At 67.2% G+C, this 17,958-nt stretch carries 16 protein-coding genes and 1 pseudogene; 7 read left to right on the forward strand and 10 right to left on the reverse strand.

All coding sequences use genetic code 11. The features are described from left to right. Positions 1 to 107: 107 nt before the first annotated feature. Entirely contained in the window at positions 108 to 824 is a 717-nt protein-coding gene (locus CLD20_RS02110) for a fumarylacetoacetate hydrolase family protein (RefSeq protein ID WP_224404935.1), read from the reverse strand. A gap of 177 nt (positions 825 to 1,001) precedes the next feature. Between CLD20_RS02110 and CLD20_RS02115 the strand changes: the two genes are divergently transcribed. The 4 genes from CLD20_RS02115 to CLD20_RS02130 are packed head-to-tail and all read left to right on the forward strand — an operon-like array spanning position 1,002 to position 6,398. Continuing rightward, positions 1,002 to 2,603 carry a peptide ABC transporter substrate-binding protein gene (locus CLD20_RS02115; RefSeq protein WP_370636756.1) on the forward strand — a complete coding sequence of 534 codons (1,602 nt, stop codon included), beginning with the start codon at positions 1,002 to 1,004 and terminating at the stop codon, positions 2,601 to 2,603. A gap of 57 nt (positions 2,604 to 2,660) precedes the next feature. Next, on the forward strand, positions 2,661 to 3,584 hold the full coding sequence (gene oppB, locus CLD20_RS02120) for an oligopeptide ABC transporter permease OppB (protein WP_224404936.1): 924 nt from the start codon (positions 2,661 to 2,663) through the stop codon (positions 3,582 to 3,584). Between the two features lie 8 nt (positions 3,585 to 3,592). Next, positions 3,593 to 4,726, forward strand: a complete 1,134-nt coding sequence (locus CLD20_RS02125) for an ABC transporter permease (protein WP_224404937.1) — start codon at positions 3,593 to 3,595, stop codon at positions 4,724 to 4,726. Between the two features lies 1 nt (position 4,727). Continuing rightward, the gene (locus CLD20_RS02130) at positions 4,728 to 6,398 is read left to right on the forward strand and encodes an ABC transporter ATP-binding protein (RefSeq protein ID WP_224404938.1); all 1,671 of its coding nucleotides are present in this window, start codon (positions 4,728 to 4,730) and stop codon (positions 6,396 to 6,398) included. A 6-nt stretch (positions 6,399 to 6,404) separates the two neighbouring features. On the opposite strand, the gene CLD20_RS02135 is transcribed toward CLD20_RS02130, so the two are convergent. Then, positions 6,405 to 7,076, reverse strand: coding sequence for a class II aldolase/adducin family protein (locus CLD20_RS02135; protein ID WP_224404939.1), 672 nt, complete (start codon positions 7,074 to 7,076; stop codon positions 6,405 to 6,407). Between the two features lie 254 nt (positions 7,077 to 7,330). Here CLD20_RS02135 and mtnA point away from each other — a divergent pair, with 254 nt between their 5' ends. The 3 genes from mtnA (at position 7,331) to CLD20_RS02150 (ending at position 9,559) form a co-directional block, all read left to right on the forward strand. Beyond that, entirely contained in the window at positions 7,331 to 8,437 is a 1,107-nt protein-coding gene (gene mtnA, locus CLD20_RS02140; protein ID WP_224404940.1) for an S-methyl-5-thioribose-1-phosphate isomerase, read from the forward strand. A gap of 83 nt (positions 8,438 to 8,520) precedes the next feature. Beyond that, entirely contained in the window at positions 8,521 to 8,976 is a 456-nt protein-coding gene (locus CLD20_RS02145; protein WP_224404941.1) for a hypothetical protein, read from the forward strand. Between the two features lies 1 nt (position 8,977). Continuing rightward, positions 8,978 to 9,559: a type II toxin-antitoxin system VapC family toxin gene (locus tag CLD20_RS02150; RefSeq protein ID WP_224404942.1), complete on the forward strand. Its 582-nt coding sequence runs from the start codon at positions 8,978 to 8,980 to the stop codon at positions 9,557 to 9,559. Positions 9,560 to 9,626: 67 nt separating this feature from the next. Here the strand turns inward: CLD20_RS02150 and mtnK are convergent, their stop codons facing one another. The 8 genes and pseudogenes from mtnK to ccoG all read right to left on the reverse strand — a co-directional run bounded on the left by mtnK (position 9,627) and on the right by ccoG (position 17,643). After that, complete coding sequence (gene mtnK, locus CLD20_RS02155; RefSeq protein ID WP_224404943.1) at positions 9,627 to 10,922, reverse strand: S-methyl-5-thioribose kinase; 1,296 nt, start codon at positions 10,920 to 10,922, stop codon at positions 9,627 to 9,629. A 106-nt stretch (positions 10,923 to 11,028) separates the two neighbouring features. After that, entirely contained in the window at positions 11,029 to 11,772 is a 744-nt protein-coding gene (locus tag CLD20_RS02160; protein WP_224404944.1) for an LssY C-terminal domain-containing protein, read from the reverse strand. Between the two features lie 136 nt (positions 11,773 to 11,908). Continuing rightward, positions 11,909 to 12,598, reverse strand: a complete 690-nt coding sequence (locus CLD20_RS02165; RefSeq protein WP_224404945.1) for a glutathione S-transferase N-terminal domain-containing protein — start codon at positions 12,596 to 12,598, stop codon at positions 11,909 to 11,911. Between the two features lie 85 nt (positions 12,599 to 12,683). Further along, entirely contained in the window at positions 12,684 to 13,112 is a 429-nt protein-coding gene (locus tag CLD20_RS02170; RefSeq protein ID WP_224404946.1) for a hypothetical protein, read from the reverse strand. Between the two features lie 64 nt (positions 13,113 to 13,176). Next, positions 13,177 to 13,323: pseudogene (ccoS, locus tag CLD20_RS02175) on the reverse strand (cbb3-type cytochrome oxidase assembly protein CcoS); the annotation flags it as partial. After that, positions 13,320 to 15,611, reverse strand: a complete 2,292-nt coding sequence (locus CLD20_RS02180) for a heavy metal translocating P-type ATPase (protein WP_224404947.1) — start codon at positions 15,609 to 15,611, stop codon at positions 13,320 to 13,322. The gene CLD20_RS02180 and the pseudogene ccoS, both read right to left, overlap by 4 nt. Beyond that, a complete protein-coding gene (locus tag CLD20_RS02185) occupies positions 15,611 to 16,117 on the reverse strand; it encodes a FixH family protein (RefSeq protein ID WP_224404948.1) in 507 nt (168 codons plus the stop codon). The genes CLD20_RS02180 and CLD20_RS02185 overlap by 1 nt, the downstream gene beginning before the upstream one ends. Continuing rightward, positions 16,114 to 17,643, reverse strand: a complete 1,530-nt coding sequence (gene ccoG / locus CLD20_RS02190; RefSeq protein WP_224404949.1) for a cytochrome c oxidase accessory protein CcoG — start codon at positions 17,641 to 17,643, stop codon at positions 16,114 to 16,116. Before ccoG ends, CLD20_RS02185 begins: the two co-directional genes overlap by 4 nt. Between the last annotated feature and the right edge of the window lie 315 nt (positions 17,644 to 17,958).

Raw genomic sequence — 17,958 nt, forward strand, 5'->3', positions numbered from 1 at the left:
GCCACGTGAATTGCTGCCGCAAAGCACCTGCCCGCGCGGGCAGGCGCGGCGCGTGTCAGCCTTCGAACAAGGAATCCTAGCGTGAAATGCGGGCTCTTGGGCTGCGTCTATTCCGCCGCGCCGATGGCGATTTCCAGCCGTTCCAGCCCGTCGATCTCCACCCGCAGCGTATCGCCCGGCGAAACCGCGCCGACGCCCGCCGGCGTGCCCGTATAGAGAAGGTCGCCCGGCTGCAGGTGATAGTAGCGCGACAGATGCGCGATGAGCTCCGGCACGCTCCAGATGAAATCGGAAAGCCGGGCATCCTGGCGAATCTCGCCGTTTTGTTTCAGCACGATGCGCTGGTCGCCCACAGGGCCGAAAGCCGCCGCCGGCGTGATCGTGCCGAGCATCGCCGCATTCTCGAAGGTCTTGCCGAGATCCCAGGGCCGGCCCTTCTCCTTGGCCGCGCTCTGCAGGTCGCGGCGCGTCAGGTCGATGCCGGCGGCATAGCCGTAGACGATCTCGCCCGCCTTCTCGGCGGGAATGCGGAACGCCGGCGCGCCGATCGCGACGACGAACTCGCCCTCGTAATGGCAATCCTCCGTGCCCGGCGGATAGGGAATCATCGCGCCGGAGAAGACGACGGAATCGGTGAGCTTGAGGAAATAGAACGGCGTCTGGCGGTCGACCTCGTGCCCCAGTTCCCGGGCGTGCTCGGCATAGTTGCGGCCGACGCAGAAGATGCGGCGGATGGGAAAGAGTTTCGGCGTGCCCGCGATCGCCGCGCTGGGCAGGCGGACCGCCGGAAAGACGAGATTTTCTGAGATGTTATCGCTCGGCAAGGGGGCGTTCCTCTCCGGCCCGTGCGGCCGCTTGCCGCCGGATTAGTCCGCCTTTCGCGCCGAGGCAAGTTGAGGAAGAACGCCCCACCTTCCTTAGCGTGAGCGTTGCCTCCGCCCGCATTCGGCATACTCTGGGCGCCTCAGCTGCCGGCGCCGCCGGCCTGGAAAGGATGCACCATGATGCGCAGCAAGCTCCTGTCATACGCCGCCGGCATCGGCCTTGCGGCTTTCCTGGTCTCGGCCCTCGCATCGGCCGCCAGCGCCGAGACGACCTATACGCGCGGCAACGATTCCGACCCGGAAACGCTCGACCAGCACAAGACCTCGACCATCTCGGAAAGGAACATCCTGACCGATCTCTACGAAGGCCTCGTCGTCTACGGCGCCCGCGCGAAGGTGGTGCCGGGCGTGGCCGAGAGTTGGGAGACCTCCGATGACGGCCTCACCTGGACCTTCCATCTGCGCGACGATGCGAAATGGTCGAATGGCGAGCCAGTGACGGCGGAAGACTTCGTCTTCTCCTACCGGCGCATCCTCGATCCGCAGACCGGCGCCAAATACGCCAACATCCTTTACCCGATCAAGAATGCGGAGGCGGCGAGCGAGGGCAAGCTGCCGCCGCAGGAGGTCGGCGTGACGGCGCCCGACGCGCACACGCTCCAGATCACGCTGGAGAACGCCACGCCCTATTTCCTGGAGCTTCTGACCCACCAGACGAGCATGCCGGTCTATCCGCCGGCCGTGGAGAAATACGGCACCGACTTCGTCCAGCCGGAGAACATGGTGACCAACGGCGCCTATACGCTGGCCGAGTTCACGCCCAATTCGCGCATCGTTCTCGTCAAGAACGAGAATTTCCACGACGCCGCCAACGTGAAGATCGACAAGGTCGTCTACATACCCTTCGAGGACCGCTCAGCCTGCCTCCGCCGCTTCGAGGCCGGCGAGGTGCAGTCCTGCTCCGACATCCCGACCGAGCAGATGAAATACGTGAAGGAGACGCTGGGCGATCAGGTGCGCATCGCGCCCTATCTCGGCACCTACTATTACGCGGTGAAGGCTGACAAGGAGAAGTTCGCCGACGTGCGCGTGCGCCAGGCGCTGTCGATGGCGATCGACCGGGAATTCATCGCCGACGAGATCTGGGCTGGCGCCATGCTGCCGGCCTGGTCCTTCGTGCCTCCGGGCATCGGCAATTACGGCGAGCCCGCCTATGCCGAGTACAAGGACATGGATCCGCTCGACCGCGAGGACAGGGCGAAGGAACTTCTTGAGGAGGCCGGCTACGGCGAGGGCAAGCCGCTCAAGGTGGAGATCCGCTACAACACGGGCGAGAACCACCAGAACACGGCGACGGCGATCGCCGATATGTGGAAGAACATCGGCGTGGCGACGACCTTCGTGAATGTCGACGGCGCCACCCACTACGCCTATCTGCGCGACAAGGGCGATTTCGACATCGCCCGCGCCGGCTGGATCGGCGACTATTCCGACCCGCAGAACTTCCTCTTCCTGGTGGAGAGCGACAATCCCGGCTTCAACTACGCCAACTATTCCAATCCCGAATACGACGCGCTGATGGAAAAGGCGGAGAAGACGACGGACCTTGAGGCGCGGGCCAAGATCCTGAAAGAGGCGGAAGCGATCTTCATGCGCGACCTGCCCTATATCCCGATCCTCTACTACTCCTCCTTGAGCCTCGTCTCCGACAAGCTGAAGGGATGGGAGGACAACCTCGTCAACGTCCACGCCAGCCGCTGGATGTCGGTCGAAGAGTGATGCGGCAGAGGGAGGCCTGCCGGCCTCCTTCTCCGCCCAGGATCGAGACCTGACGCGATGCTTCGCTATGTCCTGAAACGGATGGCCGCGGCCATCCCGACCCTCTTCCTCATCGTCACCATCTCCTTCTTCCTGATGCGCGTCGCACCGGGCGGGCCGTTCAATCTGGAGCGGCCGCTGGAAGCCAAGGTGATGGAGAACCTCAACCGCATCTATCACCTCGACGAGCCGCTCTGGCGGCAATACCTTCTCTACCTCTCCAACCTTCTTCACGGCGATCTCGGCCCGAGCTTCGTCTACCGCGACTTTTCCGTCGGCGACCTCTTCGCCGCGGGCCTGCCGGTCTCCATCCAGCTCGGCGCCTCGGCGATGACGCTGGCGCTCTTCCTCGGCACCATCCTCGGCTCGATCGCGGCGCTGAAGCAGAATTCGGCGATCGACTATCTCGTCGTCGGCGTCGCCACTTTCGGCATCACCATTCCGCCCTTCGTCGTCGCGCCGGTCCTGTCGCTGATCTTCGGCGTCTCGCTCGGCTGGCTGCCCGCCGGCGGCTGGGGCAACGGTGCCTTCGCCAACAAGATCCTGCCGGTCATCACGCTCGCCCTGCCGCAGATCGCCATCGTCGCCCGCCTCATCCGCGGCGCCATGATCGAGGCCCTCCGCTCCGACCATGTGCGCACCGCGAGAGCCTATGGCCTGCCGACGCGCATCGTCGTCATGGTGCATGCGCTGAGGGCCGCCATCCTGCCCGTCGTTTCCTATCTCGGCCCGGCCGCGGCGGCGCTGCTGACGGGCTCCATCGTGGTGGAGACGATCTTCGGCATCCCGGGCATCGGCCGCTATTTCGTCCAGGCGGCGCTCAGCCGCGACTACACGCTCGTCATGGGCACGGTCGTCGTCGTCTCCATCTTCGTCGTCGTCTTCAACACGATCGTCGACCTTCTCTACGCGTGGCTCGATCCGCGCGTGCGCTACGACTGAGCCGCGCCATGTCGATTGCCGAAGAGCCCGTCACACTCCAGGAGCCGGCCGCCTCCGGCCGCTCGCTCTGGCAGGACGCGCTGCGGCGCCTGAGGCGCAACAAGGCCGCCATGACCAGCCTCGTCGTGCTTTGCGTCATGGCGCTCGCCTCGATCGTCGGGCCGGCCTTCTGGCCGCATCCCTATGACCGCGTCTATTCCGAATATGTGCGCGTGCCGGCGAGCCTTGAGGCCTATCCGAAGGAAGACCGGATCGTGCCGGAGATGGAGCGCTCGCTGAAACGGGCGCGCGTCGCGATCGGCGAGATCTCGCTGAAGGGCGACACCGTCCACGCCACCATCTCCGACGAGGAGGAGATCGACCCGCGCATCACCCGCTATGTCGACCGCTCCGACCTCTTCTCCAATGCCCGGCTCGCCGAGAAGACGGCCGACGGGAAAGGCGCGGTGATGGTGGCGGACGTGGCGCGCCTGCGCTTCATCGCCGGCACGGACGGCAACGGCCGCGACCTCTTCGCCCGCATCCTGATGGCGATCCGCATCTCGCTCGCCATCGGCCTCCTCGCCACTTTCGTCGCCCTCGTCATCGGCGTCGCCTACGGCGCGACGGCCGGCTATCTCGGCGGGCGCGCCGACAACGTCATGATGCGCGTCGTCGACATCCTCTATTCTCTGCCCTTCATCTTCTTCGTCATCCTGCTCGTCGTCTTCTTCGGGCGGAACTTCGTCCTGATGTTCATCGCCGTTGGCGCCATCGAATGGCTCGACATGGCGCGCATCGTGCGCGGCCAGACGCTGACGCTCAAACGCCGCGAATTCGTGGAGGCCGCCGAAGCGCTCGGCGTCTCCGATGCGGGCATCGTGCGCCGTCACATCATCCCCAACGTGCTCGGCCCCGTCGCCGTCTACATGACGCTCCTGGTGCCGAAGGTCATCCTGCTGGAAAGCTTCCTCTCCTTCCTCGGCCTCGGCGTGCAGGCGCCCCTGACGAGCCTCGGCGTCCTCATCTCCGAAGGCGCCAAGAACATGCAGGGCGCGAGCTGGCTTCTCATCTACCCCTCCATCGCGCTGGCGCTCATCCTCTTCTCGCTGAACTTCATCGGCGACGGGCTGCGCGACGCGCTCGATCCGAAGGACCGCTAGGATGGAAAGGGCCGCCAGGAACGAGACCCCGACGGGAGACGGCGACATCGACCCCGCCGGCACGGTCCTTTCCGTCCGCGACCTGAAGGTGAGCTTCGCCCTCGCCGACGGGACGGTAGAGGCGGTGCGCGGCGTCGATTTTTCCGTCGCCTCCGGCGAGACGGTCGCCATCGTCGGCGAATCCGGTTCCGGCAAGAGCCAGACGGTGATGGCGCTGATGGGGCTCCTCGCCTCGAACGGCCGGGCGAGCGGCGAGGCGCTCTACCGCGGCGAGGATCTCCTGCGCCTCTCGCCGCGAAAGCTGAACAGGATCCGCGGCGACAAGATCACCATGATCTTCCAGGAGCCGATGTCCTCGCTCGACCCGCTCTACCGCATCGGCAGGCAGATCGCCGAGCCGATGATCTTTCATCGCGGCGTCAGCGCCAGGGCCGCCCGCGCCCGCGTCCTGGAGCTGTTGAAGCTCGTGCAGATCCCCGATGCCGAGCGGCGCATCGACGCCTATCCGCACGAGCTCTCCGGCGGCCAGCGCCAGCGCGTCATGATCGCCATGGCGCTCGCCAACGACCCCGATATCCTCATCGCCGACGAGCCGACGACGGCGCTCGACGTCACCATCCAGGCCGAGATGCTGCGGCTCCTGAAGGAGCTGCAGGAACGGCTCGGCATGGCCGTCGTCTTCATCACCCACGATCTCGGCATCGTCCGCCGCTTCGCCGACCGCGTCTATGTCATGCAGGCCGGCAAGGTGGTCGAGGAGGGCCGCGTCGATGCGATCTTCGCCGCGCCGAAGGACGCCTACACGAAGATGCTGCTCGCCGCCGAGCCGGAAGGCACGAAGCCGCCCGTGCCGGCGAGCGCGCCCGTGGTGCTGGAAGGGCGCGGCGTTTCCGTCTCCTTCCATATCGGCGGCGGGCTCTTTTCCGGCGACCCGTTTGAGCTGAAGGCCGTCGACCGGATCACGCTCAGGGTGCGGCAGGGCCAGACGGTCGGCATCGTCGGCGAATCCGGCTCCGGCAAATCGACCCTCGGCAGGGCGCTGCTGCGCCTCATCCCGAGCCGCGGCGAGATCGCCTTCGAGGGGCGCGACATCGCAGGTCTCGACCTGCGGCGCGAGCGCCCGCTCCGCCGCCAGATGCAGATCGTCTTCCAGGATCCCTACGGCTCGCTCTCGCCGCGCCTCACCGTCGGCCAGATCGTCACCGAGGGCCTTCTCGTCCACGAGCCGCAGCTGGGGCGCCGCGAGCGCGAACGGCGCGCCGCCGAGGCGCTGAGGGAGGTGCAGCTCGATCCGGCGATGCAGAGCCGCTACCCGCACGAATTCTCCGGCGGCCAGCGCCAGCGCATTGCCATCGCCCGCGCCATGATCCTCAAGCCCCGCCTCGTCGTCCTCGACGAGCCGACCTCCGCCCTCGACCGCTCGGTGCAGAAGGAGATCATCGAGCTCCTGCGGAAGCTGCAGCGCGACAACGACCTCACCTACCTCTTCATCAGCCACGACCTTGCGGTCGTGCGCGCCCTTTCCGACTGGGTGATGGTGATGAAGGACGGCAAGGTGGTGGAGGAAGGCCCGACCGAGGAGGTCTTCGCCGAACCGGCGCAGGAATATACGAGGCGCCTGATGGCCGCCGCCTTCCTTACCCAGCGCGAGGGAGAGGCCCCGGCCGGCTGACGCGCCCTATTCCCCGGCCGTGCCCTCTGCCGCCGGCCCGTAGCCGGCCATCGCCTCCGCCGCCTCGGCGATCTCGGCCTCTGAGAGAAGCACCGGCCCGCCGATGAGGAGCGTGTGGAAATACTGCTTCGCCAGCGTCTCCAGCTCCACGGCGAGCCACATCGCCTTTTCAAGATCCGCGCCGATGGCGATCATGCCGTGATTGGCGAGGAGACATCCCCGCCTGCCGGCAAGCGCCGCCACCGCGCTCTCCGACAGCTCCTTGGAGCCGAAGCGGGCATAGGTGCCGCAGCGGATATCGGCCCCGCCGAAGGCCGTCACCATGTAGTGGCAGGCCGGGATCGCGCGCCGGGCGATGGAAAGCACTGTCGCGAAGGTCGAATGGGTATGGACGATCGCCCCGATCTCCGGCCGCGCCCGGGCGATGTCGAGATGGAAGCGCCATTCGGAGGAAGGCTTCTTCGGCCCCTCATAGCTGCCGTATTCGCCCTCGATCGGCAGCGCGGCGATCATCTCCGGCTCCATCGCCTCATAGGGGATGCCGCTTGGCGTGATCAGCAGCCGGTCATGATAGCGCGCCGAGATGTTGCCGGAAGTGCCCTGGTTGAGGCCCGACGCATTCATCTCGCGGCACGCCGCGATGATGGCCTGCCTCAGTGCTTTCTCGGCCTTTTTCATGGCGCGTTCCTCCCGCTTCGCCGCTACCACGAAGCGCGTTCCTCCGCCATGTGGCACGTCCCGCCTCCGCCGGGGCTTTGGCAGTCGGCAGAGGCGGAACGGAGTGATGCGCGGCAGATGGTGGTCCCCCTCCCCCTTGTGGGGAGGGGACAGGGGTGGGGGTCATCAGAGCAATGAGCGCCTTGCAGCACCCCGTCTCATTGACAGGGCCGGACCCCGCCGCAACCATGCCGGCACAGGGAGGACCGGAAAAAATGCAGGTCGACGGCAAGGCTTTCCGCACCATCTGGCTCGGCGCCGACGGCGAGAGCGTCGAAATCATCGACCAGACGAAGCTGCCGCACCGCTTCGAGATCGTGACGCTTGAGAACCTCGACGACGCGGCCCGCGCCATCGCCGACATGCTGGTGCGCGGCGCGCCGCTGATCGGCGCCACCGCCGCCTACGGCATGGCGCTCGCCGCCCGCGCCGAGGCTTCCGATCAGGCGCTCTCCGCCGCCTATGAAAAACTGCACGCCACGCGCCCGACGGCGATCAACCTCAGATGGGCGCTCGACGAGATCATGCGGGTGCTCGGCCCCCTTCCCGTCTCCGAGCGCCGCGCCCGCGCCTATTCCCGCGCCGCCGAGATCGCCGACGAGGATGTGGAGATCAACCGCGGCATCGGCCGCGCCGGGCTTCCCATCATCGAGGCGATCTGCGCCGGCAAGCGGCCCGGCGAGACGGTCAACATCCTCACCCATTGCAATGCCGGCTGGCTCGCCACCGTCGACTGGGGCACGGCAACGGCGCCGATCTACATGGCGCATGAGGCGGGCATCCCGGTCCATGTCTGGGTCGACGAGACGCGGCCGCGCAACCAGGGCGCCTCGCTGACGGCCTGGGAGCTCGGCCATCACGGCGTGCCCCACACCGTCATCGCCGACAATACCGGCGGCCACCTGATGCAGCACGGCATGGTCGACATGGTGATCGTCGGCACCGACCGCACCACGGCTTCGGGCGACGTGTGCAACAAGATCGGCACCTATCTGAAGGCGCTCGCCGCGCGCGACAACGGCGTTCCCTTCTATGTCGGCCTGCCCTCGCCCACGATCGATTTCCGGGTGCATGACGGGGTGAAGGAAATCCCGATCGAAGAACGCTCAGGCGACGAGGTGGCGAAGATCACCGGGCGCACGGCGGCGGGCGAGATCGAAACCGTCACGATCGTCCCGGACGGCTCGCCGGTCGCGAATTACGCCTTCGACGTGACGCCCGCCCGGCTGGTGACGGGCCTCATTACCGAGCGCGGGGTTCTGGCCGCGAACCGCGAAGCCATCGCGGCGGCGTTTCCCGAAAGGGTGCAGGCGGCGGCGTAGGCGTTGGGCGGCGCATATTGAGAATCCAGCAGTAATCGTTATGTTGAACAAAAGAGGCTTATGTTGAACATTGAGAGGGCGGCATGGCAAAGAGTCACCGCAAGCCCGGTTCCAGCGGACCCACCGTCACCGGCTCCAAGAAGCGCGGTCGTAACGCCCAGACCGGACAGCTCCTCACGACGACCAGGAAGCGCAGTCGTGGGAGCACGACGGTCAAAGAGGGCCGCAATACGAAAAACCTCAGCAGACAGGCTGTTGGCAGCGAAAGTATCGCTGCGAACACCGAAGCGGGCAGCGAGCGGGTCGAATCCGTCATGCGCGGCGCTGCCGATCAGGGGCTGACGCGCGCCAAGGACGCGCGCATCGCAGGTCGGGTCAGCAGCGAACTGATCGCGAAGGCAAAGGCTCGGACCGGTCTTCATTCCGACACGGAACTCGTCGAGTTCGCGCTGGCGAACCTGGCACTCGAGGACAGGTTCGCAGAGGCCTTCCGCGAGGCGAAGGGGTCCGTCGACCTCGACCTCGACCTCCGATTCTGACTTGGCCTTCGACGTCGACGCCGCCGAGCGCGTCCTCAGACACGATCCTGGCAGGACGCTCGGCCGCCGACCGGACGACCAGTTGCCCTATCTTGGCGATGCGGCGATCGCAGGCGGTCCCCTCTTGCTCGACAGCTGCGTCTATATCGACCAGATGCAAGGGACCGCGCCCGACGTCGTCGAACGGCTGATGGACATCCGCATCGTGAACCATTCCATGGTTGCGGTGCAGGAGCTGATGTTCGCGGTCGGTGCTTTGAACGATGACGACCCGCGCAGCCCGGCCGCCAGGGCGGCAATCGAAAGGATCGTCCGTGCAATGCCTCCTCACCGCCAGTTCGCGCCGGACTCCGACGTCCTGGGGCGGGCCGCCGTCTATGCCGGGATGCTTGCGCGGAGGCAGGGGTACGCCAAGGACGACAGGATGAGGACGCTGCACGACTGCGTCCTCTTCCTGCAGGCGGAGAAGCTCGGGCTTACCCTCCTGTCGGCCAACGTCGCTGAGTTCGACATTCTCCTTCAGATGCGACCGACCGGAAGGGTGCTGCTCTATCGTTCCGTGCCGTCGACGCGAAGCTCGTAGAAGCGCGATCGGGAAAGCAGCTCCTCTCCTCCTTCAGAAGCATGTGAAAGCCAAGCGGACGGATCTCCTACCCCCCGAGCTTCGGCTCCCACGCATTCAGCCGCTCCGCCTGCGCCGTGACGGCCTCGATCGAGGGATACGCCGCGGTATTCACCATCATGTCGCGCGCCAGCTTCAGCGCCCGCGCCTCGGCGCTCGCCCGCACCCGCTCGTCGGCGATCTTTTCCAGGTCGATATTGTGGGCAAGGCCCAAAATCCGGCGGACCATCTTCGCCCCCGCAAAGCCCAGCGTGTCGGCAAAGAGCCGCAGCATCCAGGCCTGCCGCTCGCCCGCCAGCCGCAGCCGGCCCTCCGGCGAGGCAAAGAGCGGCGCGGGGTAGGCGTCGCCCGTCGCCTCCTTCTCCCAGAGCTTCAGGAACTTGGCGGAAAAGCCGTTCCAGAAGCCGGCGGTCGCCTCCAGCACCCAGCGCCGGTAGGCGTCGCGCTCGCCGGGCCCGTCCTCGTGGCCGGCCTGCGAGAAATAATTGATGAGGAGGTTGGCGATCACCGCCCCGGTGTCGAAGCCCATCGGCCCCATGAAGGCGAATTCCGGGTCGATGACGCGCGTATCCTCCACCGTCAGCATGATGGAGCCGGTATGCAGGTCCCCGTGCAGCATCGCCTCCGCCAAGCCCATAAACTTCGCCTTCAGGCGACTCACCGCCACCTTGAGGTCGCCATCCTCGCGGATCGCCTCGGCATGCGGGTCGAGGAAGGGGCTCGTCCAGCGGTTCCTCTCCGCCACCATGTAGGGCTCGGTGAAGATGAGGTCCTCGGTGATCTTGCACAGCTCGGTATTGCCGGCGAAGGCGGCGATCATCGCCTTCTTTTCCGCCGCGCTCAGCGCGAGGTCCGAGGTGAAGAAGAGCGTGCGCGCCGCGAAGGTCGAAAGGTCCTCGGCGAATTTCGGATAGACCGTGCCGGCGATCATGCCGTGCCGCATGATGATGTGCGGCTCCAGGAGCTCCATGGCGATCAGCGCCAGCGTGGCGTCGTAATGGTAGATTTCCGGCGTCAGGCCGGGCGCGTGGCGCGCTTCGTGGGTCAGCGCCATATGCTCGTAATGCGCCCGCTCCAGGGGCAGCGGCCAGCCCTCGCCGACGAGCCGCAGATAGGGCAGCGCCTGCTTGACGGCGGCGCCGGCCTTTGGCCCGCGCACCTTGAAGACGAGGTTGAGGTTGCCGTCGCCGACCTCCTCGATCCTCCAGGCGGCGGGGTCTCCGCCGAGGCGTTCGGCCACCGCCGGCACGCCGGCGAGATAGACGCGAAGGCTTTCCGGATCGTGGGCCCGGTAGCCGGGCGGGACTTTCAGCAGCGCGGTCATTCTCTCCTCCCGTTCCGGCTCCTGCGAGCCGGCCGTTTTGCCGAAGGAAACAGGCTCCGGGGCCATCGGGCAAGCTGCGCTTTGCCTCAGAGGCGCCATGCCCCGCTCACGGCAGGCCGGACGCGAGCACCCCGACGGCAAGGTCGCCCTCGGTGAACCACGGATCGCCCCCGCCATTCGTGCCCTCCAGCACCTTGTGGAAGCCGGAGACCTTGTAGACGTCGGAGAGTTTGCCGGTCGCTTCGAGTTCGGCCATCAGCCGGTCGCGCTCGGTATCGACATCGGGCGCGATGTGATGCGTCACCTGGCCGGTCGTATGGCTGAAGCCGACACGCGCATCGTAGGAGGCCGCACCGATCCAGACCGGCCGGCCGCCATCCTCCGCGCCCGTGCGCCACAGGCGCACATGGTTGCGCCGGCGCGGATTTTCGCCGACCGGCTTTTCGAAGGCGAGGTCTTCCTTGCGGTCGAAGAGATAGAGGTTGCTCATCGGCGCGTTGTCGTCGGGACGGCCGAGGATCGTGTCGGCGGCGATCTCCAGGTCGCTGACGATGCCGAGCGGGCGCGCATCCAGCCATTTCGCCGCCTTCATGACGAAGAAGATCTCCGCCTCCGTTCCGATCAGTCCGACATTGAGCGGATCGCCGGGATGCCCGTCGGACGTGCGCGTCAGCCGCGGATTGTCGTCGAAGGAGGGATGGCCGCTCGCATAGCGCTCCCAGGCGAGCGGGATCAGAAGGTAGGCGGCGAGAAGGTAGAGGGCGAGGACCACGATCACGGTACGCCCGACGCGCACCGGATAGGAGCGCCTTCCGCGCCCAGGCCCTGTCCGACCGAGCTTGCCCGACAACGCTCTCTCCCTTCGCGCCGATGCTACACGCGCCGCATGGGCCGCGGGAGAGGTTTTCGCGCGGGTTCTATCCTGGGCTGTGAAGCCTTCCCGGCGAGAGCCCCGTGGCAGGACGATTCCGACGCGGGATGACGCTCTACGCCGCGACGCGGGCGCGGCGCGCGAGACCCTCGTTGAGGTCGAGGCAGCGCGAAAACCAGCTTGCGACCGGATCCTCCGGCGGCAGCGGCATGTGGCCGTGGATCACCGTCATCCACATCAGCGTCCCGAAGGGGATGTAGTCGATGAAGCCCGGCGTCTCGCCGCCCAGCCAGGCATGATATTCCAGCGTCCGGCGCATCGGCGCGAGCGCCTGGGAGATGCCCTCGATGGCCGTCCCCGTTTCGGCCCGCACCTCCTCCAGCGTCTTGCCGAAACGCGCTTCCCGGCTGCGGCGGAAATATTCCTGGTCCGGATCGTCGAGCTGGTCGTGGATGTCGACCACGATGAGCCGCATGATCGGCGGGTTGAGCGAGATGGCGGCCCAGCTTTCCATGAAGCGCGCCGCTGCGAGCCCGCCATCGGCCGCAAAGAGCGGCAGCCGGTCGGGATAGGCGTGCTCCAGATGCATGGCGATGTCGAAGGAATCGCGCACCCTGACGCCATGGTCGTCGAGGACCGGCACGGTGCGCACCACGTTGGGCTCGATGGCGGCAACGCCGAGGAAGGGCGTCGGCACGGTTTCGAAATCGAGCCCCTTATGGGCGAGCGCCATCTTGGCGCGCCAGCAGTACGGGCTGAATCGCAGTTCCGGGTCGCGTCCGCACAGGTCGTAAAGTCGTCGCATCGTTCTTCCCCCTTGTCGGGGAAGCATTAATGCGCTTCGCGCACGGACGGAAGCGCCGAGCGGCGCCACCGCCCGCCGCTGCGCGTCAACGCGGCGTGAAGGAGATCACTGCCAGGCAGATCGCCAAGAGGGCGCACAGCCACACGATCGAGACGTAGCGCTCGATCTTGCGCCTTCCCTCGATGCTGAGGCCGCCGATCCGCCGCGAGGTGATGCGCTGCATGATATGGGCGCCGGTGAGAGCCACGACGAAGGCGATCTTGACGTAGAACCAGGCGCTGACCTCTCTTCCGGCGGCCGCATACTGGCTCCAGAAAAGCGTCACGCCCGTCAGCCAGACGAAGGCGACGACCATGGTGGAGAAATCGCCGAGCGTGCGGCGGGCGAGCGCCAGGGCCTTGCCGCTTTCGCCTTCCCGCCCGGCGCTGGCGCGCAGGAGGATGTAGTGCGAGACGGCCATGCCCGTCATCATCGCGATCATGATGAGATGCGCCATGCGCAGGATTTCATGCACGGCGTTTCGCCTCCACGTTTTTGGTCTTTTCGCGCGGCACGCCACGTTTTGGCGGGTCGCGTCTTGGCTTGTCGTCGTCTTCCAGCAGGATGCGCTGGGCCGCCCCGTCGAGATCGTCGTACTGGCCGCTCTTCAGCGACCACAGAAAGGCGCCGAGGCCGAGGACGCCGAGCGTCAGCGCGACGGGAATGAGATAGATGAGCGCGCTCATGCCGCCGCTTCCTGCAGGCCCGGCGCGGCGCGTTCGGCGGCCGGCTTCGGCGCCCCGCCGAGCGAAAGGCGCAGCGCATTGGCGGTGACGAGGATCGACGAGCTCGACATGGCGATGGCGGCGATCAGCGGCGTCGCCAGCCCCGCCACCGCCACCGGCACGGCGATCGAGTTGTAGGCGAGCGCGATCGCGAAATTCTGTAGGATGATGCGCTTTGCCCGCCGCGCCGTCTGCAGCGCGTCCGCCACCGGCAGGAGTTCGCCGGAGGAAAGCACGAAATCGGCCGCGACCTGGGTGATGTCGGAACCGGAGGCGGGCGACATGGAGACGGCGGCGGTGGCGAGCGCCGGCGCGTCGTTGATGCCGTCGCCAACCATCAGGGGCGTCCGGCCCGCTTCCTTGAGGCGCTGAAGCTCGGCGACCTTGCCGGCCGGGCTCATGGCGCCCTGCCAGTCCTCGATGCCGAGCTGGCGCGCCGCCGCCGCGACGGCATCCTTGCGGTCGCCCGAAAGGAGCATGACGCCGACGCCCATCTCCTTCAGGCGATGCACGAGGGCCGCCGCGTCGGGCCGCAGCCGGTCGACGAAGCGGAAGGCGACGGGCGCCCTGCCCTGATGCGCCAGCCAGATTTCCGAATAGGCGCCGCCCTCGCCCGTCCCGGCGCCTTCGGCCACCCATTCGCGCCGCCCGAGGCGGATACGCGCCTCGCCGGCATGGCCTTCCATGCCCGAGCCCGGCTCTTCGCGCGCATCGTCGAGCTCCGCCCGCACGATGCCGCGCGAAACGGCGGCGCGGGCGAGCGCCCGGGCAAGCGGATGCCGGCTCTTGGCGGCAAGCGCGGCGGCGAAGCGCCAGTCGGCGGCATCCGCCTCGGGTTCGCCCGCCATCACCGGCTCGCCGGAAGTCAGCGTGCCGGTCTTGTCGAAGACCACGGTGTCGATCTGCGAAAGCCGTTCCAGTGCCCCGCCATCCTTGACGATGACGCCGCGGCGCAGGAGCCGCCCGCTCGCCACGATCTGCGTCGCCGGCACGGCGAGCCCGAGCGCGCAGGGGCAGGTGATGATGAGGACGGCGACGGCGATCATCACCGAATCGTGCCAGCCGAGGCCGAAGAACAGCCAGAAGAGGAAGGTGCCGGCGGCCAGCAGATGCACGGCCGGCGCATAGAGCGCGGCGGCCCGATCGGCGAGGCCGACGAAGCGGCCCCTGCCGGCCTCCGCCTGCTCCATCAGCCGGATGATGTCGGCGAGAAGGCTGTCGGCGGCCGCCTTCTCCACCTTCACCCGCATCGGGCCGGTGAGGTTGAGCGTGCCGGCGTAGACGGACGAGCCCTCCGCCGCACGCTCCGGCAGCGGCTCGCCGGTGAGCGGCGACTTGTCGACGTCGCTGCTGCCGGAAAGGACAATGCCGTCGAGCGGGAAGCGCTCGCCCGCGGCGACCTCCACCACGTCCCCGGGCCGCACGGTGCCGGTACGCACCAGCCGCGACGTGCCGTCCTCGCCGAGAAGACGCGCGCTGTCGGCCGAGAGCGACAGGAGCCGCGTCGCGGCGGCGCGCGCGACCCCGCGCATGCGAAAGTCGAGGACGCGCCCGATCAGGAGAAAGAAGAGGAGGCTGATGGAGGCGTCGAACCAGGCATGCGGCGCGCCCGACATCGTCTCGTAAAGGCTCATCGCCGCGGCGAGGATCACCGCCAGCGAGATCGGCACGTCCATGTTGAGGCTCGCGGCCGAGACGGCGCGCCAGGCCGAGCGGAAGAACGGCCGTCCCGCATAGGCGATCGCCGGCAGCGCGATCATCGCCGAAATCCAGTGGAAGAGGTTGCGCGTCGCCTCGTCCGCCCCCGACCAGACGGAGACGGAAAGCAGCATGACGTTGCCGGCCGCAAAGCCGGCGACGGCGAGCGAGCGGATGAGCTCCTTGCCGGTCTCGTCCTCGGCCGTATCGGTAAAGACGGCCGGATCGACCGGCCGCGCCGCATAGCCGGCGGCCCGCACCGTGGCGAGAAGAAGGTCCGGCTCGGCCGTCTCCGGCTCGTAGCCCACGAGCACCTTGTGGGCGGTGAGGTTGGCGCGGGCGCGCACCACGCCCGCAACGGCGGAGAGCGAGCGCTCCACCTTGGAGATGCAGCCGGCGCAATGCATGTCCGGCACGATGAGGGTGAGCTCGGTCAGCCCGTCCTTGGCGACACGCAGGAAGGCCGGATCGACCCCCTCATCGGCATGCTGCGCCGCCTGGCGGGCGATTTCCGCTGCCGAGATCGATGGGCCCGTGCCGCAGCAGCTCATCAGCCTGCCCTGGGCGCGACCGTCACTGCCCGCCGGACGCGGTAGAGGAGCTGGTCGCCGGACTTGGCCTTGAGCTCCACCATCCACAGGCCGGGGGTCAGCTCGCCGGGGGCGCGCCAAACGCCGTCCTCGGGGGAAAGCGGCACCACGCGGTCCTGCTCGTCCGTCGAGGCCCTGCCGATGATGGCGGAAAGGTCAATGCCGGTGATCGGCGTCCCGCTCCGGTCGGTGAGGTTGACTTTCAGCCGGCCGTCGCGCGCGTCGAGATCGGCGCGCCAGCCGCGCTCGTCCTGGGCTCGCGCCTCCTTCAGCCAGGTATTGTAGTTCTGGCTGGCGACGTAGCTGTTTTCCACGATCAGGCCCGGAAAGGTGCCGGTCGCCAGCGCCGCCATGGTGACGTTGACGACGATGACGACGACGAAGAAGGCGACGATGATGGCCAGCGCATGCGCGCCCGTCAGGGGATGGTTCTCGCCGATACGGAAGAAGCGCGTGACCCGGTTCATGATTGTGGCCCGTGGAACTGTGCCTCGGCACTGTCGCTCTCGCCGGTCTGCTGGTCGGTGATGACGAAGTCGAAATCCTCCGAGGCCTTCACCCCGTCCTTAATGACGAAGACGCGCAGTTCGCGCACCCGGTCCGGCTGGACGGCGGCCTCGAAGCTCGGGCCGCGCTGCTCCTCGCCGCCCTGGAACCACATCGTGGCGCCCGGCAGGCCTTCCAGCGAGACGGTGAAGGTCTTCAGCTGCGGCTGCATGTTGAGCAGCTTAACCGTATAGGTGTTGCGGATCGAGCCGTCGGAGAGCGTGACGAACAACGGATTGCGCTCGTGCAGCACGTTGATGTCGAGCCGGTCGCGCATGGCGAGGGTCACGATCATGGCGATGCCGATGAAGGACCACAGCACCGTGTAGATGATCGTGCGCGGCCGCAGGATATGCGCCATGGAGAAGTGGCGCTGCTCGTCCTTGGCGGCCTCCCGCCCGGCCTTGGCGGCCGTCGCGGCATGCACCTCGTAATCCTTCAGCGTCGTGTAGGCGATCAGGCCGCGCGGCTTGTCCACCTTGTCCATGATGTTGTTGCAGGCATCGATGCACAGCGCGCAGGTGATGCATTCCAGCTGCTGACCGTCGCGGATGTCGATGCCCATCGGGCAGACCGCCACGCAGGCGTTGCAGTCGACGCAGTCGCCGACATCGAGGCCTTCCTGGACCGCCCGCTTCTGGTGGCGCGAGCGCGGCTCGCCGCGCCAGTCGTTATAGGTGACGATGAGGCTGTCCTCATCGAGCATGGCGCCCTGGATGCGCGGCCAGGGGCACATATAGGTGCAGACCTGCTCGCGCATGAAGCCAGCGAAGACGTAGGTGGTGAAGGTGAGGATGGCGACCGTCACATAGGCCGCCGAGGGCGCCTCAAGGAGCACGAAGTCGCGCGCCAGGCTCGGCGCGTCGGCGAAATAGAAGATCCAGGCGCCGCCGGTCGCCACCGCGATCAGGATCCAGATGGCGTGCACCGTCGCCAGTTTGCGGATCTTGGAGAACCCCCAGGGCTCCTTGTCGAGGCGCATCTGGGCGTTGCGGTCGCCGATCACCCGCCGCTCGACCGCCATGTAGAGGTCGGTCCAGACCGTCTGCGGACAGGTGTAGCCGCACCAGGCGCGCCCCACCACCGAGGTGATCAGGAAGAGGCCGATGCCGGCCATGATCAGGAGGCCGGCGACGTAGTAGAATTCCTGCGGCCAGATCTCGATCGAGAAGAAATAGAAGCGCCGGTTGGCGAGGTCGACGAGCACCGCCTGGTCGGGCGCGTTGGGACCGCGGTCCCAGCGGATCCAGGGCGTCAGCCAGTAGATGCCGAGCGTGACCGCCATGATGATCCACTTCAGGCGCCGGAAGGCGCCCGTGACCCTGGCGGGGAAGATCTTGACGCGCGCCTCGTAGAGCGAGCGTTCGGTGCGGCTATTGACCGGATCGGCCTCGATCTGGTCGACAACCCCGCCCCCCGCGTAGCTGTCCTGATCCATTTTGGCCATGTCGAATCCCACCGCGCTGAAGGGCGGCGAATGCTTCGTCCTTAGCTTTGAACTGATCTAAGGCGTTTGACTCATATCAAAAGCCGTATGCAAGCAATGCCCACCGCCGGCGGGTGCGACATATCGGCGGGCTAGTCTGCGCCCGATCCCCGGAGAATGCAAAAAGCCGAAATGTGCCAGATGCTTCGCCGAAGAAGGCAGGCCCGCTGCGGGCCACGGCTACGCCTCGCCGACCGACCGGACGCGCTCCGATGAGGCGCTTCAAAAAAGCGAAGCGCCGCTCCCCGCCGGGAGAGCGGCGCCCTGTTTCTTGCC

Origin of the sequence: Afifella sp. IM 167 (assembly GCF_020144925.1) — a bacterium.
In the GTDB taxonomy this organism is placed as follows: Bacteria; Pseudomonadota; Alphaproteobacteria; order Rhizobiales; family Afifellaceae; genus Afifella.

Excerpts from the sequence above, each read along its gene's own strand:
- CLD20_RS02130 (WP_224404938.1), top strand. The coding sequence starts at position 4,728 with ATGGAAAGGGCCGCCAGGAACGAGACCCCGACGGGAGACGGCGACATC.
- CLD20_RS02165 (WP_224404945.1), bottom strand. The coding sequence starts at position 12,598 with ATGCGACGACTTTACGACCTGTGCGGACGCGACCCGGAACTGCGATTC.
- CLD20_RS02180 (WP_224404947.1), bottom strand. The coding sequence starts at position 15,611 with ATGAGCTGCTGCGGCACGGGCCCATCGATCTCGGCAGCGGAAATCGCC.
- mtnA (WP_224404940.1), top strand. The coding sequence starts at position 7,331 with ATGCAGGTCGACGGCAAGGCTTTCCGCACCATCTGGCTCGGCGCCGAC.
- ccoG (WP_224404949.1), bottom strand. The coding sequence starts at position 17,643 with ATGGCCAAAATGGATCAGGACAGCTACGCGGGGGGCGGGGTTGTCGAC.
- CLD20_RS02145 (WP_224404941.1), top strand. The coding sequence starts at position 8,521 with ATGGCAAAGAGTCACCGCAAGCCCGGTTCCAGCGGACCCACCGTCACC.
- oppB (WP_224404936.1), top strand. The coding sequence starts at position 2,661 with ATGCTTCGCTATGTCCTGAAACGGATGGCCGCGGCCATCCCGACCCTC.
- CLD20_RS02125 (WP_224404937.1), top strand. The coding sequence starts at position 3,593 with ATGTCGATTGCCGAAGAGCCCGTCACACTCCAGGAGCCGGCCGCCTCC.
- mtnK (WP_224404943.1), bottom strand. The coding sequence starts at position 10,922 with ATGACCGCGCTGCTGAAAGTCCCGCCCGGCTACCGGGCCCACGATCCG.
- CLD20_RS02135 (WP_224404939.1), bottom strand. The coding sequence starts at position 7,076 with ATGAAAAAGGCCGAGAAAGCACTGAGGCAGGCCATCATCGCGGCGTGC.
- CLD20_RS02185 (WP_224404948.1), bottom strand. The coding sequence starts at position 16,117 with ATGAACCGGGTCACGCGCTTCTTCCGTATCGGCGAGAACCATCCCCTG.
- CLD20_RS02115 (WP_370636756.1), top strand. The coding sequence starts at position 1,002 with ATGATGCGCAGCAAGCTCCTGTCATACGCCGCCGGCATCGGCCTTGCG.